Annotated in this window: 19 protein-coding genes; 17 read left to right on the plus strand and 2 right to left on the minus strand. The window is 57.7% G+C overall.

The genetic code is table 11. The features are described 5' to 3' along the window. Nucleotides 1-10: 10 nt before the first annotated feature. The 8 genes from araD to ACOBR2_RS03785 all read left to right on the plus strand — a co-directional run bounded on the left by araD (nt 11) and on the right by ACOBR2_RS03785 (nt 10122). On the plus strand, nt 11-715 hold the full coding sequence (gene araD, locus ACOBR2_RS03750) for an L-ribulose-5-phosphate 4-epimerase AraD (RefSeq protein WP_420238726.1): 705 nt from the start codon (nt 11-13) through the stop codon (nt 713-715). Nucleotides 716-1100: 385 nt separating this feature from the next. Further along, entirely contained in the window at nt 1101-3962 is a 2862-nt protein-coding gene (locus ACOBR2_RS03755; RefSeq protein ID WP_420238727.1) for an ATP-binding protein, read from the plus strand. Continuing rightward, nucleotides 3955-5388 (plus strand): sigma-54-dependent transcriptional regulator, encoded by a 1434-nt coding sequence (locus ACOBR2_RS03760; protein WP_420238728.1) that lies wholly within the window; start codon nt 3955-3957, stop codon nt 5386-5388. The genes ACOBR2_RS03755 and ACOBR2_RS03760 overlap by 8 nt, the downstream gene beginning before the upstream one ends. 320 nt (nt 5389-5708) lie before the next feature. Then, entirely contained in the window at nt 5709-6014 is a 306-nt protein-coding gene (gene gatC, locus ACOBR2_RS03765; protein WP_420238729.1) for an Asp-tRNA(Asn)/Glu-tRNA(Gln) amidotransferase subunit GatC, read from the plus strand. A 90-nt stretch (nt 6015-6104) separates the two neighbouring features. Further along, complete coding sequence (gatA, locus tag ACOBR2_RS03770) at nt 6105-7538, plus strand: Asp-tRNA(Asn)/Glu-tRNA(Gln) amidotransferase subunit GatA (RefSeq protein WP_420239970.1); 1434 nt, start codon at nt 6105-6107, stop codon at nt 7536-7538. A gap of 210 nt (nt 7539-7748) precedes the next feature. Next, entirely contained in the window at nt 7749-8540 is a 792-nt protein-coding gene (locus ACOBR2_RS03775) for a class I SAM-dependent methyltransferase (RefSeq protein WP_420238730.1), read from the plus strand. 149 nt (nt 8541-8689) lie between these two features. Beyond that, nucleotides 8690-9409 (plus strand): hypothetical protein, encoded by a 720-nt coding sequence (locus ACOBR2_RS03780; RefSeq protein WP_420238731.1) that lies wholly within the window; start codon nt 8690-8692, stop codon nt 9407-9409. A 101-nt stretch (nt 9410-9510) separates the two neighbouring features. Beyond that, nucleotides 9511-10122: a hypothetical protein gene (locus ACOBR2_RS03785; RefSeq protein ID WP_420238732.1), complete on the plus strand. Its 612-nt coding sequence runs from the start codon at nt 9511-9513 to the stop codon at nt 10120-10122. A gap of 829 nt (nt 10123-10951) precedes the next feature. Here ACOBR2_RS03785 and ACOBR2_RS03790 read toward each other — a convergent pair. Beyond that, nucleotides 10952-12349 (minus strand): IS1182 family transposase, encoded by a 1398-nt coding sequence (locus tag ACOBR2_RS03790; RefSeq protein WP_420236173.1) that lies wholly within the window; start codon nt 12347-12349, stop codon nt 10952-10954. Between the two features lie 1203 nt (nt 12350-13552). Here ACOBR2_RS03790 and yajC point away from each other — a divergent pair. The 9 genes from yajC (at nt 13553) to ACOBR2_RS03835 (ending at nt 23125) form a co-directional block, all read left to right on the plus strand. Then, a complete protein-coding gene (gene yajC, locus ACOBR2_RS03795) occupies nt 13553-13876 on the plus strand; it encodes a preprotein translocase subunit YajC (protein ID WP_420238733.1) in 324 nt (107 codons plus the stop codon). 39 nt (nt 13877-13915) lie between these two features. Then, nucleotides 13916-15556, plus strand: a complete 1641-nt coding sequence (secD, locus tag ACOBR2_RS03800) for a protein translocase subunit SecD (RefSeq protein WP_420238734.1) — start codon at nt 13916-13918, stop codon at nt 15554-15556. Nucleotides 15557-15661: 105 nt separating this feature from the next. Further along, nucleotides 15662-16624: a protein translocase subunit SecF gene (gene secF, locus ACOBR2_RS03805; RefSeq protein ID WP_420238735.1), complete on the plus strand. Its 963-nt coding sequence runs from the start codon at nt 15662-15664 to the stop codon at nt 16622-16624. A 245-nt stretch (nt 16625-16869) separates the two neighbouring features. After that, nucleotides 16870-17595, plus strand: a complete 726-nt coding sequence (locus tag ACOBR2_RS03810) for an energy transducer TonB (RefSeq protein WP_420238736.1) — start codon at nt 16870-16872, stop codon at nt 17593-17595. 140 nt (nt 17596-17735) lie between these two features. Then, a complete protein-coding gene (locus ACOBR2_RS03815; RefSeq protein ID WP_420238737.1) occupies nt 17736-18479 on the plus strand; it encodes a MotA/TolQ/ExbB proton channel family protein in 744 nt (247 codons plus the stop codon). Nucleotides 18480-18635: 156 nt separating this feature from the next. Then, nucleotides 18636-19061: an ExbD/TolR family protein gene (locus ACOBR2_RS03820; RefSeq protein WP_420238738.1), complete on the plus strand. Its 426-nt coding sequence runs from the start codon at nt 18636-18638 to the stop codon at nt 19059-19061. Between the two features lie 68 nt (nt 19062-19129). Beyond that, nucleotides 19130-19567, plus strand: a complete 438-nt coding sequence (locus ACOBR2_RS03825; RefSeq protein ID WP_420238739.1) for an ExbD/TolR family protein — start codon at nt 19130-19132, stop codon at nt 19565-19567. Between the two features lie 262 nt (nt 19568-19829). Next, nucleotides 19830-20666: a tetratricopeptide repeat protein gene (locus tag ACOBR2_RS03830; protein WP_420238740.1), complete on the plus strand. Its 837-nt coding sequence runs from the start codon at nt 19830-19832 to the stop codon at nt 20664-20666. A gap of 152 nt (nt 20667-20818) precedes the next feature. Next, nucleotides 20819-23125: a TIM-barrel domain-containing protein gene (locus ACOBR2_RS03835; protein WP_420238741.1), complete on the plus strand. Its 2307-nt coding sequence runs from the start codon at nt 20819-20821 to the stop codon at nt 23123-23125. A 297-nt stretch (nt 23126-23422) separates the two neighbouring features. On the opposite strand, the gene ACOBR2_RS03840 is transcribed toward ACOBR2_RS03835, so the two are convergent. After that, nucleotides 23423-24493, minus strand: coding sequence for a SurA N-terminal domain-containing protein (locus ACOBR2_RS03840; protein WP_420238742.1), 1071 nt, complete (start codon nt 24491-24493; stop codon nt 23423-23425). Nucleotides 24494-24603: the final 110 nt, after the last annotated feature.

Consider the following 24603-nt stretch of genomic DNA (forward strand, 5'->3'; position numbering starts at 1 on the left):
GGAGGTTCACATGCTTTTGCAATCGCTTCGCGCTCAGGTCCTGGCTGCCAATCTGGAGATCAGCCGTCGTGGACTGGCTCCGCATACCTTTGGCAACGTCAGTGGCATTGATCGCTCGGGCCCGGAGCCGCTGGTGGTGATCAAGCCCAGCGGAGTCAGCTACGCCACCATGACCGCAGTTGATCTGGTGGTGACGGATCTGGATGGAAAAATCGTGGAAGGAACGCTGCGGCCATCGAGCGATCTGGATACGCACACTCTGCTCTATCGTGAGTTTCCCGGGATTGGCGGCGTGGTCCATACGCATTCGGAGTTTGCCACCAGTTGGGCGCAGGCAGGCCGCTCCATTCCATGTCTCGGAACCACTCATGCCGACTACTTCCACGGTCCGGTGCCGGTGACGCGTCCGTTGACTGCGGCCGAGGTGGAAGAGGCCTATGTGCGCAATACGGGAGCGGTGATTGCCGAGCACTTCAAGACGCACGATCTTGATCCGCTGGCAGTTCCCGGCGTGCTGGTGGCTGGCCACGCCCCGTTTGCCTGGGGCAAAAATGCTCTGGAAGCGGTGGAACACGCCGATGTACTTGAGTACATTGCCCGCATGGCGTACCGCAGTATGCTCCTCGGAGCGTCCGAAAATGGGATTCCGGCGTACGTGAGCGAACACCACTACGCGCGTAAGCATGGTCCGGGCGCAACCTACGGTCAGAAATAGCAGGGAGATAGAAACCATAACAATGCAGCGCGTCGCCCATTAGAGCAAATTCAGTATTTGCTCTAATGGGCGACGCGCTGCATTGAAAAAAATGATTTTCTTCAGGAGTGCTTACTTCCTGACAGGAATTTTTGAGGGTCTGCTCTGTAGTTCCGCTCAAAACTAATACTGTTTCCCATAGAATCGATACTCTCTATGGGATTTGGATTCATTTTTTTGCATTTCTGGAAAGGACTTCTGCGCAGAGTGGTTGACCTGTCCCGGAACTGTCCGTCAATATCCTGCGTATTGTCTATTGTTTGGAAGTGAAAGACGCTGCACGTACCCATTGCGGTACGCATGGCAATCAACGTGCTAGTAAGAGTATGAAAGCCCGACGGCCGCTATGGATACCAATCTTTACAATCGCGTACAGGCAACGCTGCTGGCACTAGTGACGGCTGCCCTGTTTGTATTGGCGGCGTTGAACTTTATGGAAGAGCGCGACTGGCAGCAGCCGGACGACGGTGTCTGGTGGCGTGAGGCGAGCGGTGGACTGGTTGCCGAGCGGGTACTGCCGGGAAACGCCGGTGAAGTGGCCGGCATTCACGTCCATGATCTGCTGACCTCGGTTTCCTCCTGCGCCAGTTGCAACGATCTGCCCACCCTGCAGCTTTCCAGTCTGGAGCGGGCGCTCTATCGCAGCGGTTCATACGGTCTTCTTTATTACTCGATTACGCGCGACGGCATTCCTCTCGATCAGCCGGTGAAGGTGATTCCGCTGCCGGTGGATCGCAGTCTGGCGCAGGTTTTGCGTCTGATTGGCCTGGTCTACCTGATCATCGGCCTCTACGTCCTCTTCCGCCGCTGGGGTGCGCTCCGCGCCACCCACTTCTACATCTTCTGTCTGGTTTCGTTCGTGTTGTACGCCTTCAAGTACACCGGGCGGCTGGCGGGACTGGATCTGGTGGTCTTTTGGGCCAACATTGCAGCGGAGTCGCTGCAGCCGGCTTTATTCCTGCACTTTGCCCTCAGCTTCCCGGAAGAGCGCTTCAAGCGCCTGCGCGGCTGGCTGTTGCCACCGGTTTATTTGCCGGGCGCGGCGCTGCTTTCGCTCTGGATCTGGGCGATTCAGACGCGCGAAGCCACTGGCCTGCTCAAGCACCGTCTGGAGCAGACGGGTACGGCCTACGACGCGGCTTTCTATCTGCTCTCGGCCATCTTTTTCCTGCGTTCCTACGGCAAGGCCGACACGCCGCTCTTGCGCCAGCAGCTGAAGTGGGTAACGCGCGGCACGCTGCTGGCGGTGTTGCCTTTCACGCTGTTCTACGCAGCGCCGTTTCTGTTTGATCTGAATCCGCCGCATCTGCTGACCAATCTGGCCGGTCTGTCGCTGATCTTTCTGCCGCTGACCTTCAGCTGGGCCATCGTTCGCTACCGGCTGATGGACACGGACTTAATCTTCAAGCGTGGCGTGGCCTATACGCTGACGACCGGTGTGATTCTGGGCGGCTACTTTGGCATCATCGCCCTGATCTCGGTCTGGGTGCATCAATCGCTGCCCGGTGCGGTGCGGGAGTGGGGCCTGGTGGTGGCCATTCTGGTGACCGCAGCGGTCTTTGATCCGCTCAAGCAGCGCATTCAAAGCTGGGTGGATCGCGGCTTTGATCGCCATCGCTACGACTACCGCAAGGCGCTCGTCGAGTTTGGCCGCGGCCTCAGTTCGGAAACCAACATCGAAGCGCTGCTTGAGTCGATCGTCGAGCAGCTGCCGCGCACTTTGCAGGTGGCGCGGGTGGCCGTTTTTCTGAATCTGGAGAATGGCCTTCTACTGGCCACTTCGCATGGCCTGCCGGAAGATGCTGCGGGTCAGGCGCTTGATCTTGGCTTCCTTGATTTTGATGAGGACGCAGGCCACTCGCACATCTTTTTGGAAAACGCCCAGCAGGCCCTGCATCTGCCCGAGAGCGAACAGCGCACGGCTGCTCTGCTTGATCTGAACTACTATCTGCCCTGTCGTGTTCAATACGGAGAAACCACGCGCACCATCGCCGTCATTGGTCTTGGCCGGACTCTGGGCGGCGATTTTTTGTCGAGCGAAGACGTGGAACTGCTGGAGTCGCTGGCCAGCTACATGGGTATTGCCCTGCAGAACGCCAGCCTGTACGCTCGCCTGCAGCTGCAGATTGCCGAGTTCGAACGGCTGAAGGACTTCAACGAGAACATCGTCGAGTCCATCAATGTGGGTATCTTTGCTCTCGATCTGGAAGGCCGCATTGAGAGCTGGAATGCGCAGATGGAGGCCATGTACGCGCTCAGCCGCGCCGAGGCCCTTGGTCAGGTACTTCGTACCGTTTTGCCCCTGGACTTTGTGGACGCCATTGAAAACTTCCGCGACGAACCAGGCGTGCACCACATTTACAAGTTCCAGCTGACCACGCGCGCCGGTGAGCAGCGTACGGTGAACGCAGCGGTTGCGCCGCTCATGTCACGGGATTTTGTGCCCGTGGGCCGCATCGTGCTGGTGGACGACATTACGGCCCGCGTCTCGCTGGAGGCGCAGTTGGCGCAGGCCGACAAGCTCAGCTCTATTGGTTTGCTGGCGGCAGGCGTGGCGCATGAAATTAACACGCCGCTGGCCGTCATCAGCTCGTATGCGCAGATGCTTTCCAAGCAGCTGAAGGGCGATGCCAAACTCTCGCCAGTGCTCGACAAGATCATCCAGCAAAGCTTCCGCGCGGCGGACATTGCCAACGGCCTGCTGAATTTTTCCCGCACCTCGACCACCGAGTTTCGCTCCACAGATCTGAATCAGGTGATTCACGATACGCTTTCGCTTGTGGAACACCAGTTCAAGACGGCCCGGATCGAAGTGGACGTGGAGCTGGCCAAGGATCTGCCGCAGATTCATGGCAATCCCGGCAAGCTGCAGCAGGTATTTCTGAATCTGCTGCTGAACGCCAAGGACGCCATGCCGACTGGCGGCCGTCTGCGCGTGGCCACCGCCTCCAACGGTCATGTGGAAGCCATTATCTCGGACAGCGGCTCCGGCATTGCGCCCGAGAATCTGAAGCGTATTTACGACCCGTTTTTTACCACCAAGTCCACCCCCAAGCCTGGCGAACGGCGCGGAACCGGCCTGGGACTTGCAGTTTCCTACGGAATTATTCAGGAGCATGCCGGCAAGATTCATGTCGAGAGCGCCATCGGCGCCGGCACTACTTTTCATCTTGAGTTTCCGCTGACAAGGAATTCCGTCCATGCTTGAGGTTGATCTGCCTGTGAATGTTGCTGCTGAGAACTTGACTGAAAATACCGCTTCCATCCTTGTCATTGATGACGAGGCCGGCATCCGTGAATCGCTCGAAGTGTTGCTGACACTGGAGGGTTACTCGGTGACTATGGCTGTGGATGGCGAGGTCGGGCTGAGCATGATCGAAGGCGGAAGCTTTGACCTTGTGCTGCTGGATCTGGCGCTGCCCGGACAGAGTGGAATGGAGCTGCTGCCGCAGATCAAGGCCCGTCAGCCGGAGTTGCCGGTCATCATGATTACCGCCTACGGCACGGTGGACAATGTGGTGGAAGCGGTGCGTGCCGGTGCCGACAACTTTGTGCAGAAGCCCTGGGACAACGAGAAGCTGCTGGCCGATATCCGCTCCGCCATTGCCCGCCACAAGGCCGAAGAAGAAAATATTCTGCTCAAGCGCACGCTCAAGCAGCGCTATAACTTCTCGAACATTGTGGGCAAAAGCGAGATCATGCTGAAGGTCTTCGATCTGGTTGCCCAGGTTGCGCCTTCGCGTTCCACGGTTCTGATTCTGGGTGAAAGCGGCACAGGCAAAGAGCTGATCGCCAAGGCGCTGCACGCCAATTCACCGCGCCGCGACAAGCCTTTTGTGCCCATCAACACCGGCGCTATGCCTTCTGAGCTACTGGAAAGCACGCTCTTCGGCCACGTGAAGGGTGCATTTACTTCGGCCATCGCCAGCAAAAAAGGCCTCTTCGAAGTGGCCAACGGCGGCACGCTTTTCCTGGATGAAATTGCCACCATGGGCATGGACACGCAGGCCAAAATCCTGCGCGTACTGCAGGACCGGCGCTTCATGCATCTGGGTGGCATTCAGGAGATTCAGGTGGACGTGCGCATTATTGCCGCCACCAACGTTGACCTGCGTCAGGAGGTCCGCGAGGGTCGCTTCCGCGAAGATCTTTTCTATCGCCTGAACGTTATCACGGTGGAGCTGCCGCCCCTGCGCGCCCGCCGCGAAGACATTCCTCTGCTGGCCAATCATTTTCTGGAGTTTTATACCAACGAAAACAGCATGTCTCCGCGCAAGCTCTCTTCCGATGCGCTGCGTGCGCTGGTCGATTACGATTGGCCGGGCAATGTGCGCGAACTGGAGAACGCCATCGAGCGCGGCGTGGTGCTTTCGTCGGGGCCGAACATCGGCAGTGACCTGCTGCCCGGCCACATTACCGGTCGCAGCTTTCAGGATGCGCTGCTGGAGCACAACCCGGACGCCTCGCTCTTTGACATCATGGAGACCATCGAGCGGCGCATCATCGTGGAAAAGCTGGAGCGCTGCAACTGGAATCAGACTGAAGCAGCCGAGCAGTTCCACATCCCTCTCTCCACGCTGAACCAGAAGATCAAGCGCCTGAATATCGAGATTCGCAAAAAAGGCCGGGAGTAGGAGGGCAGATGTCAGCTCTCAGCTTGTCCTGCGGATCGCGGCTGTATTGATTTTTGTGTGAGCGGTGAACCCGCGCCGTAGCCGTAGCAGCAACGAACAAAGTCCCGTAGGACGATGCAAGCCTTGCACATGAACTCTGTTGTGCCACGCGAAGCAGTTGGCCCCACCGCAGGTGGGCTCAGTCTTTTCTTTGTCATGAAAAAAGCTGAAAGCTGACAGCTGTCAGCCGTCCCCTCTCGCGCCGTATACTTGAACTTCGGAGCCGGCGCGGAACCTCTTTGCGCTCAGGGCCGGGACAAATGCCAATCCAAAGGGAAACCATGACCGCCAAAGTCAGTGTGCAGGAAGTGGAGCGTGTGGCCGAGTTGGCTCAGCTGGAGCTGAAGCCCGACGAAACTGCGCGCATGTTGACGGATCTGAATGCGATTCTGGACTACGTCGCCGAGCTGAACGAGCTGGATACAACCGGCGTAGAGCCGCTGGAGCAGGTGGGTGAGTTGAGCGGTGCGCTCAGCGTCCTGCGTGAAGACGCCGCGCGGCCCTCGGTTGATCGCGCTCTGGTGATGGCCGAAGCTCCCGAGAGCGACGGCGCATTCTTCAAGGTTCCCAAGGTGATTGAGCGCTAGTTTTCACGCGCCAGACCCATACAAGAGAAAATCCGCCCTTCCGGCGGGAATAGAAGGAAGGTTCGATTGCCGACAAGCGCCGAAAACTACCTGGAAACGCCGAAAAGCCTCGCCCAGCTGCGCGGGGAGATTGCCAGCGGAACGACTAAAGCCACGGATCTGGCCGCCAGCTACTATGCCGCCATTGAGCAGAAGAATCCGCGTCTGAATGTATACCTGAGCCTGACCAAAGAGCGTGCGCTCAAGCAGGCTGCCCATGTGGATCAACTGGCCGCCAAGGGTGATCCGTTGCCCACGCTGGCCGGCATTCCCGTCGGCATTAAAGACGTGCTGGTGATGCAGGGCGCGCCCGCGACGGCAGCCTCGAAGATTCTGAAGGGCTACCATCCGCCCTATGACGCCACCTCCGTCGCCAGGCTGGATACTGCCGGTGCGGTGCTGCTCGGCAAGCTGAACTGCGACGAATTCGCCATGGGCGGCTCCAATGAAAATTCGGCCTACGGGCCGGTGCTGAACCCGCATGATCTGGAGCGCGTTCCGGGCGGCAGTTCGGGCGGCTCAGCGGCAGCGGTGGCGGCCAATCTGGCGGCGGCCACGCTCGGCACCGACACGGGCGGCTCCATCCGCCAGCCGGCCAGCTTCTGCGGCGTGGTGGGCGTGCTGCCCACCTACGGACGCGTCTCGCGCTATGGCCTGATCGCCTTTGCCTCTTCGCTGGACCGCGTGGGGCCGTTCGCAGGCAATGTGCGAGATGCGGCCACCCTGCTGGGCGTCATCGCCGGCCACGATCCCAAGGACGCCACCAGTCTCGACGCTCCCGTGCCCGATTACGCCGCTGAAAGCGACAAACCCGTCGAAGGGCTGAAGATCGGCATTCCGGCCGAGTATTTTGCCGAAGGTCTGGATCCGGAAGTCCGGGAAAAGGTGGAGAAGGGAATTGAGGCACTGAAGGCGGCTGGTTGCACGGTTCAGCCGGTCCATCTGCCCCACACCAAGTATGCTGTGCCGGTCTACTATCTGATTGCCACGGCCGAAGCCAGCGCCAATCTGGCGCGCTTTGATGGTGTGCGCTACGGCCACCGCTCTGCCGACGCCGCCGCACTGGCAGCCATGTACAAGAACTCCCGCGATGAGGCCTTTGGCGCCGAGGTCAAGCGCCGCATCCTGCTGGGCACCTACGCGCTTTCGGCAGGCTATTATGACGCCTACTACCGCAAGGCGCAGCAGGTGCGCCGTCTGCTGGCCGAGGAGTTCCTGCGTTCCTTTGCCGAGGTGGACGCCATCGTAACCCCAACCTCGCCCACCCCGGCCTTCAAGCTGGGCGAGAAGACGGGTGATCCGGTTTCCATGTACCTGGCCGACATCTACACCGTGACGGCCAGCTTGGCAGGCATCTGCGGCGTGGCCGTGCCCTGCGGCAAAACGGCTGCCGGCCTGCCGGTGGGTATGCAGGTTCTGGCCAAGCACCTGAACGAGGCAACGGCCTTCCGCGTGGCGCGGGCAGTGGAAGCTGCCGGGCTGTAAAAGGCGGTTTTTTCCTGTTGTCTCACTGGAAAGCATCAAAAAGCGCACAGATTTCTGTGCGCTTTTTGTATTTCTGCGGTGCAGAGGATCTGGATCGGATAAGATTTTCCGTACCGCACGAAGACGAATGGAGCGGCTGCATCTTGTCCGTTCGCTGCCAGGACAAGAGTTTTTTTGCTCTGGATCATTTGCGGCAAGGAATAAAAATAGATGGCGTCTACGCTCTATAGCTCCTCTTTTTACTCTACGTATGTGGAAGAGTCCCGTGGATCCGCCGGGGAAATTCTGGCGTTTCTGGATCAGACGTTGCATCCGCAAAGCGTGGTGGACGTGGGATGTGGCATTGGAACCTGGCTGAGCGTTTGGGCCGATCTTGGCGTGGATCGCTTGCTGGGAATCGATGGGCAGTATGTACAGCCTGCCGATCTGCTGATTCCTTCCGCTCAATTCCTGCCAATGAATCTGGAAGAGCCGGATACTTCCTTGCAGACGCGTTTTGATCTGGTCGAATCGCTGGAGGTGGCAGAGCATCTGGCGGAAGACAAGGCTGCTGGCTTCGTGGAATTTCTCTGTTTGCTGGGGCCGGTTGTGTTGTTCAGCGCGGCTATTCCTCACCAGGGAGGCGTACACCACGTCAACGAACAGTGGCCGGAATACTGGGCAGAACTCTTTGCGCGGCAAGGGTATAGGGTCATCGATGGAATTCGTCCGCAGGTGTGGAACAACCCGAAGGTAGCCTACTATTACGCACAGAACAGTTTTCTTTACGTCCAGGAAAGCCGTACGGATCTGATAGAAAAAATAAATCTTCATCGGCTCGAATCAGAGCCGCTGGCACGGGTGCATCCACGCAAGTGGCAGGAAAAGAACGAGGTTAAACCAGGCATTCCCCCTCTGGAGTCCCTGCTGCTGCAAGTACCGGCCAGCACAGTGGATCTGGGCAGAAGGGCAGTACGCCAGTTGCTGCGGATTCTGCACGGGGGCAAAAAGGAAAATCATTAGATTTTTTTGCCACAGGACAAAAGAAACAAGCTACGATGGCGGCGAGCTGTTTTTCAAAGATTTTCTGCCTCATTCCTCTTTTCCCCGATGCGTTGCTGATCCTTGATTTTTTGACTCTGGCGCACTTTTCCCGCCGGAGGGGAGGCATCATGCGACGTTTTTTCCTCTCTCTTCTGATGATTCTGCTTTTTCTGATGGGTGCCGCGGTGATCGTCATCGCCGCGCCGCACAAGACGCACGTCATCGCGCTGGGCATGGCCAAACAGGTTTCTTACTCGCTGGTGGGCGATCCGGCCGGGGCTGCAAGCAGTGAAAAATTCCTCAAGGTGCGGCCGATTCTGGTGGATGGGGTTCTGAAGGAATGGACCACAGGCGATGCGCATGACGTGACCGACCGCAGCTTTGTGGTGCGCCGCGCCATCCGCATCAATGACACGCTGCCCGGTGAGCCGGTGGGGCGCTGGGTCTGGCAGCGCGGGCCCTGGATGATGGTGGACCGCGTTACCGGCCATGTGGTCATGCTGCATCTGCCGGATTATGACCCGACCGTCAGCCGGGTGAGCTGGTTCCGCGACTATGCCGCCTACTGCGGGCTAAATGCTTCGGGCAAGGGTTTGTTCGCTGTGGTGACGCAAATTGGCGCGCGCAAGCCGGTTTTGTCCAAAAAAATGGGCGATTACGATGCTGCCAGCCGTCCTGATCCGGTCTGTGGCCCGGTGGAGTGGCAACGCGAACCGCTGCGGGCTGCCTTCCATCCCACCGGGCGCGAGGCGATCAGCTATGACGTGGTTCCCGGCTCGGCCGTGCTGGTGGAGGAGTCAGCCGACGAAGCGGACGATGAGCCTGCAACTCCGGAAAAAGAGAAATAAATCTCCTTGATCGGGGATTTTTCCCATGCTTTTCTGCCCGCAACAGGATGACAGCCTGCCTTGCGCCGGATACGATGGCAGAAGGAGCTTTTGAAGGCAGCATGGAGAAAAGAAGCGTCGAAGAGACGCCAGAACCAATACAGGTCGAAGGAAAAACGCCCACCAGACGGCACCGTCCGCCCAACGAGCGCGAGCAGAAGATTCTGGAGTATCTGCGTTTTCATCCGCAGGCTACCTATGTAGCCCTGCAGGTGGCTACCGCGCTCAAGACCCACGAGGTGGAGTGGGCGCTCAAGGAGATGCGCAAAAAGGGCTGGGTCGACAGCGGTTACCGCGTTAGCCCCACGGCGCTGGGTTTTCCCGAGCGCTACCGGGTAGACATCTGGGTGTTGCCCACGGTCCTGCGCAACGGCCTGGGCGGTCGCGCCCAGGATCTGGATCAGGCGCGCAAGCGTCTGGTGGTGGACAGTCAGGAGCGGCTGGGCCGCTACATCATGGAGACGCTGGCCTACGATCCGGCTTTCAAGGACCGGATTCTGATCGAGGATGTGCATATTCTGCTGGGTGGACCGGCGGATATGTCGGCCACGGTGCGGGCGCGGGACAACAAGTCGATGCTGGACTTTGTGGTGAATGGTCTGAGGATCTGCGAAGGCGTGCAGCAGACGACGACGGGCCTGCTGTCGTGGTCGTTCCCGGATCTCAAGCTGTAGGACAAAAGAATTGCCCGTATTTCGGCCTGAGTGCCGGAATACGGGACAAGTAGAGGAATCTTCAGTAGCGACAGAAGGCGCTTTTCCTCTGATAATGGGCACTGTTAGTAGGGTGCTTATAGTAAATCAGGCAGAATAAATTATCTAAAATACTTGTGTTGGCATTTCTAAAACAATATCAGCAGAAAAATCCTCAAAAAACAGATGAATTTACGCCCTGATCGGCGAGAGTGAAGGCATCGAGTTCGTCTTGACCGGCACTGCTGGCGGGAACGGATTCGCTGCAGGCAACCTGCCTTGGCTGGGAGGCCAGGACCCAATCTCTGCAAGTGCAGAACGGGGTGGGCGTGCGGCAGCGGGGCCAGGAAGCTTAAGTATAGGAATAAGCACGGGATCCGGACGGTCCGGGTCAAAAAAAGCTGCACCAACCGGGGTTCTGTATGCACGCACCTCCACGTGCGCATGGGGAAACAGAATCTAGGGCTGTCAAAAGCCAGGCGTCGATCTGTCCTGCAATACAGAGGGGATGTTCTCAGGCAACGGGAAGCTGGGGAGCGTTTCATCGGCACGGGAACAGGGCGGAATGGGTGTCGACACCAGGCCGACAGCTAGCCGGTTGGACGAAGGCCACTGTAGAGATACAGTGGCCTTTTCGCGTTTGCAGGCGGAAACGCGCTCTAGGAGTCTGTCGCTCATAGCGTTTGCGATTTTTGCAGGAGATGTCGGCCTGGCTGCGCAGTACTGGATTTGTCTGTTGCTGTCAGTTTTTCTCTACCGCACCGTATCTTTGAGGCGCGACTCTGATTCGGATTCTGATCTTTCGTTGTTTTTACGCGTTTTGCAGTGCCCATCCGGAGCGAAAGAGCTTCAACAGATTGCTGACCGCGCACACCAGCCTCCACTCTCCGCTCACATTCTGTTTGCCGCGCATGCTGAAGCGACGAAAACCGCGGCACTCCTTGATTTGTCCAAAGACCGGTTCCACGATCGCCTTGCGTCTTTTGTAGACTGCGCGTCCGGCCTCGGTCTTCAACTTATGTTGCATTTGTTCTCGTGCCGTTGCATCTGACGGGGCTTCACCACAGGCTATCTCCGTTGGATCACTATGTTTGTCGCGGCCTGTGGCGATGTATAAGTCGATTTCAGCTACCGTTGCGTCGGTCACATTTGCTTCGCTGAAGTAGCCGGTATCAGCGCTGACTTTCTCGGGCTTTTGGGCAAGATTCTTTTCGATCTGTGCCACCATCGGCAGTAATTGTTTTTTGTCGTTCGTCTCCTGCGTAACCGCGGCGGCCACGATTACCTGCGCGATGGAATCGACCGCGATCTGCGCATTATAAGCCTGTAAAAAGCTGCCTTTATTGGCGCCATCCGGCATGATGCGGCTCTCCGGATCCGTGAAGTTGCGCTGATCCTTGTCTGCGGGTTTTGCCTTGTCCGGATCAGGGGGATTCGACTTGCGACCACGTTTCTTTTTGCCCGCGCGACGATCTTCTTCCTCGTCAGCCTGTTTCTTTTCTGCTTCAGCAAGTTTCTGCTCAGCCTTCTCGCGGGCCTCGTCTTCGAGTGCCTGCTTCGCTTCGCGAATCTTCTGCAACCGGCTCTCGCGTCGCTGTAACTCGTCGGGAAGTTCTTCGCCGTTCCGATCCTTGCCGTACTGCGCGTCCTCGTCGGCATCCGCTTTTTCCGCAGCAGCCAACAGAGCGTTGATTTCCTGCTTCAGGCGCGCCTCGCTCTCGGTCATGCGCTGGTAGCTCATCGCCTTGTGCTTGCTGGCGTTCGCCCTGATCTTTGTTCCATCGATCGACACATGACCCAGCTTAACCAGACCGGCTTTTGCGCACAGCAACAAGGCCTGCGTGAACAGTTCGGACAGCGCAGCCAGATGCCGTTTGCGAAACTCGGCCAGCGTGGCGTGGTCCGGATGCTGGTCGCCGGAAAGATAGCGAAATGCCACGTCTTCCCAGGTATGCTTCTCAAGCCTGCGTGAGCTGTAAACGCCCGTGGCATAACCGTACAAAAGAAGGCGAACCATCATCTCCGGAGCATAAGCCGACTGGCCGCGACCATCCTTCTCGCGATACGAAGCATAGATCGATTCAAGATCCAATGCCGAAACCACATCCACGACAAAACGAGCCAAATGGCCGTCAGGTAGCCAGTCGTGAAGGCTGGGTGGAAACAGAAGCGTCTGGTTGACCGTGTCTGGAAGGAAGTTCTGGCCCATAACAAAATCGTAATCTGCTGGGCCTGGTCTGGACCAGGACCTCGGGCAATTCTATGGGCGACAGACTCCTAGGGAGCAGAGAGCTTTCAGGCATTCTTCCTGCCCCGGCAGGGGCAGAGCGATAGGAGTCCAGGGTGTAGCGGAGCGGAACCACTGGGAAAGTTCTGTGTTTTTTTAGAGAAAAAACAGAGTAAACACGCTTTTGAGAAGAGCATTCAAAGGGAATTTTCTTGAGGAAAAAGGCCCTTGAGAGGATTGCCTCTGGGCAGAGCCGCTCTGCTTTTGCTTTACGCCTGAACTTCGCAGCGCCCTTCCGGGGCGCAATCTGTTCTTTGCTGCATACCCCGGGTTCCTCCTGACTCTTTCCCTTCGACTACGCTCAGGGGCAGAGCCATGATCCACCCGGGGCTACTTTCGCTTTACCCCGCCGGGGTGAAAACCTGATTGTCGATGCTGGCTAGTTCTTTCTTTTGTGGCTTTCCTGGTGCATTTTCCACAGAACCCAAAGCAGGAAGGCGACGGAAGGAATGGCCGGAGTCAGCCACAGGGATTCGAGAGAAAAGATGTGCATCGCTGTCTTCTTTCCCGGCCGAAGCGGTTGAAGGCGTGCTTCGCAGCGGCCGATCTGGAGGGCTGACACCAGAGAACGCCTAAAGAGCGAAAGATTTGCTCAGAAAGAAATAAGAACTTTGTAAGGCGTAAGACTTTTAAAACCGGGGGCAGGTAGTTTGGCTGAGATAGCGTTAAGCTTGTGCCTTGACACCGCGCGGGGCACGCGTATCTTATCTTTCTAGGCATTCTTTTGGCTTTCGGGGAGACTTGTGCGCCGCAGCAGGGCACAAGAACGGCCTCCGCAGGCAAATAGAGGTCATGTCGAACAGGAAACAGGCGGCAGGGAAGCTTTCGGACTGGACTTGCAGGGCGCGTAGAATGCGCGTGCGGTTGGTCTGGCGGATTCTCCTTCCAGACCTTAGGCCGAATAGACTAGAGCTTTTCTCCAATACACGTGCAGTGTCGAATTGCGTGCAAGGGGTTTTTTCTTAAGGAAAAAGCCACTCGGCATCCAGTTTTCGGTCTACAGCAATTGGAGAAATGCTAGAGCGGTCGGGTACCATTCCCGTAGACAAATCTGGATTGCAGGCGCCGGCGCGTTGCCGGTCGAACCTGTGCCTGCGGGCCATAAGGCTTGGTAGGCGGTAAAGGATGAGTGTGGCAACGAGTATTGCGTTTTTCCTGGCAGGCGGTCCATTGGGCGGCAATAACATCATGACGCTGTTGCCGCTGCTGCTGATTCCGGTTCTGTATCTGTTGATGATCCGGCCTCAGCAAAAGCGTCAAAAACAGTGGCAGCAGATGCTCACGTCGATCAAATCGGGCGATCGGGTAACGACGGCCGGCGGCATTCGCGGTATTGTCCTTTCGATCAAGGATGATGCGGTGGTCATTCGCGTGGCCCCGGATGGCCTGAAGCTGGAGATCGCCAAGAACGCCATTGCCTCGGTGACCACGCAGGATCCCGCGGAATAAAGTAGACAGCGGCACGACGGGAAGTAGAGAAACGGATCAATGAAGACAAATCTCAAGAACAAAGTAGCCCTGATCATCGCGGTGTTGCTGGTGTTCACCTATGGCATCATCGGCATTCCGTCGGGTGTCAGCGGCAAGGCGTTGGTTGACGCCATCAGCAGCCGGATTCACCTCGGCCTGGATCTGCAGGGCGGAGCCCATCTGATTCTTCAGGTGGAAGTGAAGGAAGCCATCAACGCCGACACCGACAACACGGCGGCGCGCGTACAGCAGGATTTGCGGACGGCCAATCTGAGCTTCAGTCAGATCATCAAGCCGCAGCCGCTGACCCGCGACAGCCTTGGCAAGTACACCGGTCGACCGGAATTGGTCGAGATTGACGGTGTGGCGCAGAACAATTCCAGCGCGGTGCGTTCGCTGCTCGAGTCGAAGTATGGCAACGAGTACGACATTGCGGGTGGCACCGATACGCCCTTCACGCTGACCATGAAGCCGCAGCTGGAAAAGCAGCTGGAGGAGAAGACGGTCGAGCAGGCGATTGAGACGATCAATGATCGTGTGAATTCACTGGGCGTGAGCGAGCCGAAGGTGGCTCCTTACAGCCTGGGAGCCAACCAGATTCTGGTGGAACTGCCGGGCGTCAGCGACCTGGAGCGCGTCAAGTCGATCATCAACTCGACGGCCCGTCTGGAGATTCACGCCGTGGCCGGTGGTCCTTATCAGGACGAAGCTGCCGCGACGGCTGCTTTGGGTGGCGCGGTGCCGCCTGATCAGGTTCTGGCTCACTTCAGTGGTTTGGGCAGCGGCGCCAACGACTCGGTTTACGTGCTCAAGCGCGTAGCCGTGGTGGCTGGCTCTGACTTCCGTTCGGCTGATCCGGGTACCGACTCGAATACCGGCCAGCGCACGGTCCGTTTTTCGCTGACCAACGAAGCAGGCGATCGCTTCTACGAGTACACCAGCAAGAACATCAACACCTCAATGGCGATTCTGATGGGCGGCCGCGTACGTGAAGTGGCCAACATCGAGAGCGGAATCCGCGATCAGGGCGAGATTCGTGGCACCTTCAGTGAAGAAGAAGTGCGCGATCTGTCGAAGTTGCTGCGTACCGGCGCATTGCCGGCCTCGCTTGACTACCTGGAAGATCGTACGGTGGGCGCTTCGTTGGGTGCTGACTCGGTCAAGGCGGGCGTGACCGCTGCTGTGGTTGGCGTGCTGGTCGTTATGGCCTTCATGCTGATCTACTACCGCAGCTCGGGCATCAACGCCAATCTGGCGTTGTTCCTGAACCTGGTGATTCTGCTTGGCTTCATGGGCTTCTCCAAGGCTACGCTCACCCTGCCTGGCATTGCCGGCGTCATTTTGACGATTGGTATGGGCGTGGATTCGAACGTGCTGATCTTTGAGCGCATTCGTGAAGAGATTCGTGCCGGCAAGGCGGCTTCGGCAGCCGTCGATCAGGGCTTTGCCCATGCCTGGACCACCATTCTTGATACTCACGTGACCACCATCGTCTCGGCCGCCATCCTGTTCTTGTTTGGATCGGGTCCGATCAAGGGCTTTGCCGTTACGCTGACCTTCGGTCTGGCAGCCAACCTGTTCACGGCGGTTTTTGTTTCGCGCGTCATCTTTGACGCCCACCTGAACAAGCTGAAGGCTGGCGAGATGGTCTCGATTTAGGGACCAGGGACTAAGGACTTAGGGACCGGACAACTGGTTCCAGGTAGAGACAGGATCGCCGGGGTTGAGCAACGTCCCGGCCCCCAACAAAGGGGAGAGATAGAAGTGGAATTTTTTCGTAGCGTAAACATCGACTGGCTCGGGAAGAAGTGGTATTTCCTGGGTTTCTCGCTGATCTTCAGCGTGGCAGGTCTGATCTCAATGGGCATGCACCTGGCCAGCATCGGCAGCATCGTTCCTTTGGGCGTTGACTTCCGTGGTGGCACCGAAGTACAGGTGCAGTTCCAGCAGACGCCCGACGTGGGCGCGATCCGTACGGCGCTCAACCAGGCCGGCATCCGGGACGCCAGCGTGGTCACCTACAACGTGGCCTCGGCCAACGAAGTGCTGGTGAGCCTGCCCGAGCAGCAGAATGAAAGCGCGCTCGACCAGGGCCGTCAGCAGATCGTGGACGCCCTCAAGGGCCACTATGGTAATCCGTTCAACGTGCGCGACGTGCAGGTGGTAGGACCGACGGTGGGCAAGCAGCTGGAGATTCAGGCCATCAAGGCCACTCTGCTCTCCATGGCCGGCATGCTGGTCTATCTGTGGTTCCGCTTCCAGCTGATCTATGGCGTGGCCGCCGTGGTGGCATGCTTCCATGACACGCTGATCACGGTGGGTGCCTTCGCGCTGCTGGACAAGGAACTCAGTCTGACGGTGATTGCCGCCATTCTGACGCTGGTGGGTTATTCGATGAACGACACCATCGTCGTTTTCGATCGCATCCGCGAGAACCTGCGCATGAGCCGCAAGGAAACACTGCCTGACGTGGTGAACCGTTCCATTAACCAAACGTTAAGCAGAACAGTGTTAACCTCAGGGCTGACCTTTTTGACCGTTCTGTCGCTGTACGTCTTCGGCGGTCAGGTTCTGAAGGGCTTTAGCTTTGCGTTGGTGGTGGGCATTGTAATCGGCACGTATTCGTCGATTGCCGTGGCGGCACCGATGCTGGTGGCCTATCAGCAGTGGCGCGGGCAGAAGGGTGGCGACGTATCGCTGCCGACGGCCAAGCGTTCACGCGTATAAATTTTTCTTCATGTCCCGCCTGCTAGGATGGACGCTATGGGGCAGAGAGACTCAAGGGAGCTCGAACTTACCGGGGAATCTGCCCTAAACGAAGGAATGTACGGGTTTTAGCGCAATATGCAAGGGGATGTGGGGGCCGTTTTTGACGGCGCCTTCCTTCCGAGGCCGAAATTGCACCGCCGGGAACAAATTCCTTTCCTGCGGTGTCTAAAGAGAGGTAACAAACACCCGATTCGAGGCTGGCCATGTTTGAAGACTCCACTTTTGAATCCGGAGGCAAGATCAAAACCAAGAGCGGTCGTTGGATGATGTTTACGTTCATCACCAATGCGTCGATCGTGGTCATGCTGATCTTGATTCCGTTGATCTATCCTGAGGCGCTGCCGAAGGGGGCTATGCAGACCCTTCTGTTTGCGCCGCCTCCGCCGCCACCGCCGCCACCGCCACCGCCGCCGCCGGAGGTTGTGCATGTGGTGCATGTGCAGTCGGAGATGATGAATAATCAGCTTACGGCGCCGACCCGGATCCCGCACGACATCAAGATGGTTTCTGAAAAGGAAGCACCGCCTTCTTCAGGCTTTGGTGTAGCCGGTATGGAAGGTCTTGGTGGTTCGAGCTCGGCTGTGACGGACAGTATGTTCCAGAGCGGCCCCAAGGTGAAGGTTCAGGCTGCGGCCCCCAAGAAGATCACCATTTCGGCCGGTGTGGCCGTGGGTAACCTTCTGGTCAAGACTCAGCCGGTCTATCCTCCCATTGCCAAGGCTGCTCGTGTCAGCGGTACAGTTGTGCTGCAGGCAACCATTTCCAAGAGCGGTACCATTGAGAATCTGCGCGTCGTCAGCGGTCCGGCTATGCTGCAGCAGGCTGCACAGGATGCAGTCCGTCAGTGGCGCTACAAGCCGTATTTGCTCAACAACGATCCGGTAGAGGTTGAGACCACGGTCAACGTGATCTTTACCCTGGGTGGATGATGAAATTCCTGGCTCTCCGCTTGCGTCTAAGTGTAGGGGAGCCGCGATCTTGACCTGAATGCGAATCAGATAGAAGCGCATTCCCACCCCCCGCAAGGGATTTTTCAGTACACAAGAAACTCCGTAGGAGGAACGATTCAGTGATTCTCGCTCAGTTCGCACATTTCGCTTCGCATATGGTCAGCAGCCTTGCCTTCTTCCAGGAAGAGGGTCAGACCGTCGGTTTTAGCCCCCTCGAACTCTGGGGCCACATGGGCGTCCTCGCCAAGTGCGTAGCCGTTCTGCTCTTCGTTGAGTCGATCTGGTCTTTGGCCGTGATGATCGACCGTTACCTGTACTTCACGGCTGCCCGCAAGCAGTCGCGTGAGTTCGCTCCCAAGGTGGCCGGCGCCCTCAAGGATGCCAAGCTGGATGAAGCCATCAAGATTGCTGATCGCAACAAGAAGTCGCACCTTGCGGAGGTTGTTACCGCTGGTCTGCAGGAGTTCCGTTCGGCAGGCAACGTTACCTCTGAAGAGTCGATTGCCAGCGCAGGCCGCGCTCTTGAGCGCGCTGAGGCCATCGTGCACGCCAAGCTGAAGCGTGGTCTTTCGGTTCTGGCCACCATCGGTGCCACGGCTCCGTTCGTTGGTCTGTTCGGTACCGTCGTCGGCATTCTGAACGCCTTCCAGCAGATCGCCACCCAGAAGACTTCGGGTATCGGCGCGGTTGCCGGTGGTATTTCGGAAGCCCTCGTCACGACCGCTTTCGGTCTGCTCGTTGCCATCCCGGCCGTTATGGCCTTCAACTACTTCACGGGTCGTGTAGAGTCGTTCGACGTCGAAATGGACAACTCTTCGAGCGAGCTGGTGGATTACTTCATCAAGCAGAGCCACAAGAAGTAGTTCGGGCTTCAGGGTTCGAGCGAGAACCTGCGGAGGGCTGGGGCAGATAACCACTGCTCCAGTTCCTCCGGATCCTTCTCGAACGGTTTCCGGTTTGAACGGAATCACATGCTGACTTCGGCCAGCCCAAAAATTCAAACGCACGGAGTCCCGACAATGGGAGTTGCGGTTCGCGATGTAAGTAAAAATGTCAGCTCCAACATCAACGTCACCCCTATGGTGGACGTCATGCTGGTACTGCTGATCATCTTCATGGTCATCACCCCAATGCTGCAGAACAAAGTGGCCGTCGATATGGCAAAGGTGGAAAACGCCGCCGCCATGCCCGACGCGGATAAGGAAGACGCCATTGTTGTTGCAGTGACCCGGGATGGTGGTGTGTTTCTGGGACAGAACAAGGTTGCAGTAGGCGATCTTGGTCAAAAGGTGAGCGAGAAGCTGGCTGACAAGCCGGGCAAGATGATCTTTGTCCGTGCCGATGCGCGCGCGCAGTACAAAGCGGTGGAAGATGCCATCGACAATGTACGTACCGCGGGTGTGGATGAAGTTGGCTTGCTGACGGAGAAGAAGGAAGCCAACTAGTTTGGTGGTGAGTCTTCGCGCTTCTGTTCCATTAACGATTATCGCGGTAAACTGAGGAGTTTTAAGCCATGGCAATGACAATGGGGGGCGGGGGTGGCTACTCGTCCGACATTAACGTAACGCCCATGATCGACGTGTTGCTGGTGCTCTTGATCATCTTCATGGTCATCGTGCCGGTGACCCCGAAGGGTCTGGACGCGATGGTGCCGCAGCCGCCGAAGAACCCGACCCAGCAGCAGAAGAGCAGCGATCGTACGATCGTGGTTCAGGTTTTCTTCACGCGTGGCGCTGCGCCGACCTATAAGATCAACGAAGACGATGTTCAGAAGACCGATCTGAAAGCCCGTTTGGATGCAATTTATGCCAACCGCGCTGAAAAGATCATGTTCGTCCGTGGGGACGACGATCTGAGCTTCTCTTATATCGCTGAAGTGATCGACATTGGCCGTTCTGTGGGCGTGGATCACATTGGTTTGATGACGCCGAAGATCCAGGCGGGTCAGTAAACGCGCTGCGGCAATCGGTTCCGGCCTCCTGGGTCGCGCCGGTTGCAGCGGACGGTCAGCTAAGGCTGGCAGACTGACAATCTGGTAGAGGCGCAACAAGCCTCTGCGCGGGTGGACCAGCTCCAGCTGGCGAGCCGCATGCGGTCGGCAACGGAGTACAATTCGTCTTTGATCCTGGTTTCGGTTGCTCCCGCCCGGAGCCAGTTGCAACAGATTCCAGGCGCGAACCAAGAGGCACCGCCTGAAGGAGAAGGATACGAACATGAATCGACCCGCACGTATTACGGCGTTCGCGGTGACCCTTGCCGGCATGGTGCTTACCATGAGCGGGTGCAACCAGCTTGCAGCCCGCGATCAGCTGAACAAGGGAGTGGAAGCTTACAAGAGCGCCCACTATGAAGAGGCGATCGGACACTTCCAGAAGGCGACGCAGCTGGACCCGAAGCTTCCGATGGCCAAGACCTACCTGGCGACCGCGCTTGCCCAGAACGTAGTTCCCGGCCTCGATACTCCTGAGAACATGAAGAGCGCCCTGCAGGCGGTCGATCTGTTCAAGGAAGTTCTCGACAAGGATCCCAACGACATCAACAGCATCAAGCAGATTGCCGGCATCTATTATTCGGTGAAGAAGACCGATGAAGCCCGGGAATGGCAGAAAAAGGTGCTGGAGAAGGACCCCAAGGATCCTGAAGCGGCTTACACCATTGGTGTGATCGACTGGGATCTGGCCCACAAGAATGTTCTGAGCGTTCTTGGTGCAGCCGGTCTGAGCGATGATGGAAACGGCAACCCCAAGGCCCCCAAAAAGGTCATGGATGATCTGAAGAGCAAGAACGCTCCTCTGGTTGACGAGGGTCTGCAGTATCTGAACATGGCTGTGGGCAACCGTCAGAACTACGACGATGCAATGGCTTACCTGAACCTGATCTATCGCCGCAAGGCCGATGTGGATTTTGGCAATGCTGGTGCCGTGAAGTCTGATCTGGCTTCTGCCGAAGACTGGCGCACCAAGGCCATGGGCGTCCGCAAGGCCAATGAAGCGAAGAAGAATCAGGGACCGCAGGGCATCACGATGGATGCCAGCGGCAATCTGAAGTAAATTCGGCCATAAACCGAATTGCAGCGGCCCCCGTCACGACGGGGGCCGCTCTCTTTTTGTAGGATGTTGTACTGAGGTATTGAAGCCCTATGATTGCTTTTCCTAAAGCATTTTTTCCCTTGGTTTTTTCTACTCTGGTTGCAGGCGGTTCGATGATTTCGAATGCGCAGAGCAACCTGATTGAGACGTATCCTCACCCCGCGGCGATGAGTGCTGAAAAAACCGCCAGCGGCCTGAAGGCGCACAACGAATACGACGAAATCGAGCTCAGCTTTTCTGCTCCCGGCATCCTCCATGTACAGAGCCATCCGGCAGGCAGCGCGCAGCGCAACGATCCCCGCCCATGGATCGAGGAGGGCGCGGAAAATCGCCCGAGCAATTTTGTGACCTACAGCGCAGACGCTGAACGGGTACAGATCAGCACGGCAGAAGCGAGCGCCGAACTGAATCTGGGAGAGGGAAGCCTGCGCATCAAATCGCCTGACGGCAAAGGTCTTCTGCAGGAGCGGGGCGATCTTCCGCGGACGTATCAGAATTCCGAAGCGACTGGTCTACTCCACGTGATCGAGCGCTTCTCTCCAGATGCAACCGAGGCGCTCTACGGCCTTGGCCAGCACCAGAGCGGGCTGTTCAACTATCGCGGGTCGACGGTGGAGCTGGGACAAAACAATACCGACATCAGCATCCCGCTGTTGCTCTCCAGCAAGGGCTACGGCATTCTCTGGAACACGGCATCGTTTGGGTACGTGGACAATCGCTTTCCTCTAGAGCTGAATTTTGAGGCAATGGCTGTCGACCATCTCGACTATTACGTCCTCATTGGGCCGGAGTTCGACAAGATTTTGCATGAGTACCGAACGCTGACTGGCCATGCGCCGCTGTTGCCGGAGTGGGCTTATGGCTTCATTCAGTCGAAGGACCGCTACAAGACACAGGCCGAGATGCAGGACGTGGCGGCCGGCTATCGTTCGCGCCACATTCCCATGGACGGTCTGGTGCAGGACTGGTTCTGGTGGCAGAAGGACCGCGAGGGCGACCCGCTCTTCAACGAGGGCTACACAGACGTGCCCGCCGAGCTGAAGACGCTGCACGACGAGCATGTGCATGCCTTGATTTCAGTGTGGGGCCTGATGGACAGCAGCTCGAAGAATTATCAGGAGCTGGCGGCGCGCGGCTATGAGATTCCCGGCACCCATGTCTACGATCCGAGCAATCCGGCGGGGCGCGACTATTACTGGCAGAACCTGCCCGGCAAGCTCTTCCAGCAGGGCTGGGACGGCTTCTGGCTGGATAGCGCCGAGCCTGAAGAGGTCTGGCCGCATATGGGCGACGCTATTTTGCGCTATAAGCCACTGAGCATCGGCAATGGCCTGGAATACACCAACATGTTCGCCTTCCAACACAACCTTGGCGTACAGGAGCACTGGAAGCAGACCAGCAGCGAGAAGCGCGTACTGCTGCTGACGCGTTCGGCTTTCCTTGGCCAACAGCGTGTGGGGGCCATGGTGTGGTCGGGGGACGTGTATTCCAGCTGGTGGGCGCTGCGCCATCAGGTTCCGGCGGGGCTCAACTTTGCGCTGTCCGGCTATCCGTACTGGACGACCGACATTGGCGGCTATCATCCGGTGGGCAATAAGCAGGGCGATATGCAGGCTGACCGGCCTGAGTATCAGGAGCTGTATGCACGCTGGTTCGAGTACGGCGCCTTCTGCCCGATCTTCCGCACTCATGGGCACCGCGACCATAACGAGCTATGGAGCTGGGACCAGAAAATTGTGCCCGCGTTGGTGGATGTGGACAAGCTGCATTACCGCCTGATGCCGTACCTGTATGCGCAGGCATGGCGCGTCACCAACGAGGACTCTACCATTCAGCGGCCGCTGGTAATGGACTTCCGCATGGACGAAAACGCGCGCGAGATCAGCGACCAGTTTTTGTATGGCCCGGCCATTATGGTGAGCCCAGTGCTGAGGGAGCACGCTACCAGCCGACCGGTCTATTTACCGAAGGGCGCAGAATGGTTTGACTTCTGGACCGGAAAAAAGACGAATGGTGGCACGGAGATTGTGGCCGATGCACCGCTCAGCCGGATTCCGCTGCATGTGCGTGCGGGTTCGATTGTGCCCATGGGGCCGGAGATCGAATACACCGGCGAGAAGAGTGATCCGATTGAGCTGCGCATCTATTCTGGAGCGGATGCGAGTTTTGACCTCTATGAAGATGAGGGCGACAGCTACCGCTACGAGCAGGGCGCGCACGCCATTACCCCCATCCGCTGGAACGACGCGAGCCATACGCTGGAGATTGGCGACCGCCAGGGCAGCTACAAGGGGATGGCGGAAAAGCACAGCTTTCACGTGGTGCTGGTACGCGAAAACCACGGCGTGGGAGAAGGCGTAACGGTCAAGGCCGACAGAACGGTGGAGTACACGGGAAAGAAGGTAGAGGCGAAGTTCTAGGGACAGGTTCCAGGTGCCAGGTTCTAGTCGAAAGATCTGTGGTTGTTCTTCAGGGATCTTCCGCGGAAGTGGATGTGCCTTTGGAGCCAAAGTTCATGGAGGCAGAGGCGAAAAGGAACCGCAGATCCTTCGACTACCTGCGCTCGCTCAGGAGGACAGGCTGAAGTTCTGAGTGCTGGGAGGTGTTTGCGCTTCTGGCTGATCCTTCGCCCGATTCCATTTCCAGTGGCAGCAAAAAATTAAAGGGCGGCTGAAGCAATCTTCAGCCGCCCTTTAATTTTGATCGATTGCAGGTTCTTACTGGCCGCTCTGCTTGAGGATGCTCTCGGCCAGATAATTCTTGACCTTGGCTTCGTTGTGCAGGGTTTCCAGGTAGGCGCTCTGCAGCAGCTGGGAACGGGTGTTGTGCAACTGGGTGTGAATGCTCTGCTGTACGCGGGGATCGCTCAGGTCGTGCTGTCCGGCCTGTTCGCGGCCAATCAGCTTGTAGATGGCGTAGCCCATAATCTGGTGGTTCGGCCCCGGGATGGCCAGCACATCGGTGTACTGATCGGGCTTGAGCTTGCTGATGGCAGCATAGACTTCAGGATCGGAGTGCAGGGCTGACTCGGCCACGGCACCCATGTCGCCGCCGTTGGGGGCAGTGTTGGGATCCTCGGAGAAGTTCATGGCTACCTGGCCAAAGTCCTCGCCGCTATCCAGACGATTGTGCAGGGCGGTGACCTTCTTTTTGGCATCGGCATCGCCATTGGCCTTGTTGTTCTGCAGGTTGCCGGGCTGCTGGGCGGGCGTGGTGGTCACCACAATGCGGGCGATGCGATACTGCGGCTCAATCAGGTTGTATTCGGACTTGTGGGCCTGATAGTAGGCAGAGATTTCAGAGTCAGAGATGTTGATCTTCGACTCGATTTCCTTGTTGATGAGTTTGTTGTGCGTGAGCTGCTTGCGCAGTTCGTGCTTGAATTCATCAAGCGTGAGGTTACGCTGCTTGAGCTGGTTGTTGAACTCCTCTTCCTGAGGGAAGCGGGCTTTGATCTCGCTCAGCTTGGCGTTGATTTCGTCGTCGGTGGCAACCAGATTGACCTTGGCGGCATGCTGCTGCAGGATCTCGTCCTCGATCATCTGACGCAGGATGATGAGCCGCTGGGTATTGGCTTCCTCTTCCGAGGGCTTCTGCGGGGCAGTGCCTACATTGGCCTGATAGTAGCGTTCCAGGTCAGCGCGCAGAATCTCCTTCCCGTTGACCGTGGCCACCACATCGGAGGAAGGAGCGCGATGGCAACCAGCAACGCCGGCAAGGACGGCCGCGCAGGCTGCAGTGAGGATCATCCATCCGAAACGTGAGTGGAACTTCGAAATAACGTGCAAGCTGCGATCTCCTGGGAGCCAAACCTGGCTCCGGTTTTCAAGAATAAATCCCGACCCCACTGCGGGGGTAGAGTGATTTCGGTAAAAATACGCCCCACCCTGCAGAAAGA

The organism is Telmatobacter bradus (assembly GCF_048629425.1).
In the GTDB taxonomy this organism is placed as follows: Bacteria; Acidobacteriota; Terriglobia; order Terriglobales; family Acidobacteriaceae; genus Telmatobacter; species Telmatobacter bradus.

Coding starts and splice junctions, on each gene's coding strand:
- araD (WP_420238726.1), top strand. CDS start 11: ATGCTTTTGCAATCGCTTCGCGCTCAGGTCCTGGCTGCCAATCTGGAG.
- ACOBR2_RS03755 (WP_420238727.1), top strand. CDS start 1,101: ATGGATACCAATCTTTACAATCGCGTACAGGCAACGCTGCTGGCACTA.
- ACOBR2_RS03760 (WP_420238728.1), top strand. CDS start 3,955: ATGCTTGAGGTTGATCTGCCTGTGAATGTTGCTGCTGAGAACTTGACT.
- gatC (WP_420238729.1), top strand. CDS start 5,709: ATGACCGCCAAAGTCAGTGTGCAGGAAGTGGAGCGTGTGGCCGAGTTG.
- ACOBR2_RS03775 (WP_420238730.1), top strand. CDS start 7,749: ATGGCGTCTACGCTCTATAGCTCCTCTTTTTACTCTACGTATGTGGAA.
- ACOBR2_RS03780 (WP_420238731.1), top strand. CDS start 8,690: ATGCGACGTTTTTTCCTCTCTCTTCTGATGATTCTGCTTTTTCTGATG.
- ACOBR2_RS03785 (WP_420238732.1), top strand. CDS start 9,511: ATGGAGAAAAGAAGCGTCGAAGAGACGCCAGAACCAATACAGGTCGAA.
- ACOBR2_RS03790 (WP_420236173.1), bottom strand. CDS start 12,349: ATGGGCCAGAACTTCCTTCCAGACACGGTCAACCAGACGCTTCTGTTT.
- yajC (WP_420238733.1), top strand. CDS start 13,553: ATGAGTGTGGCAACGAGTATTGCGTTTTTCCTGGCAGGCGGTCCATTG.
- secD (WP_420238734.1), top strand. CDS start 13,916: ATGAAGACAAATCTCAAGAACAAAGTAGCCCTGATCATCGCGGTGTTG.
- ACOBR2_RS03810 (WP_420238736.1), top strand. CDS start 16,870: ATGTTTGAAGACTCCACTTTTGAATCCGGAGGCAAGATCAAAACCAAG.
- ACOBR2_RS03820 (WP_420238738.1), top strand. CDS start 18,636: ATGGGAGTTGCGGTTCGCGATGTAAGTAAAAATGTCAGCTCCAACATC.
- ACOBR2_RS03825 (WP_420238739.1), top strand. CDS start 19,130: ATGGCAATGACAATGGGGGGCGGGGGTGGCTACTCGTCCGACATTAAC.
- ACOBR2_RS03830 (WP_420238740.1), top strand. CDS start 19,830: ATGAATCGACCCGCACGTATTACGGCGTTCGCGGTGACCCTTGCCGGC.
- ACOBR2_RS03835 (WP_420238741.1), top strand. CDS start 20,819: ATGATTTCGAATGCGCAGAGCAACCTGATTGAGACGTATCCTCACCCC.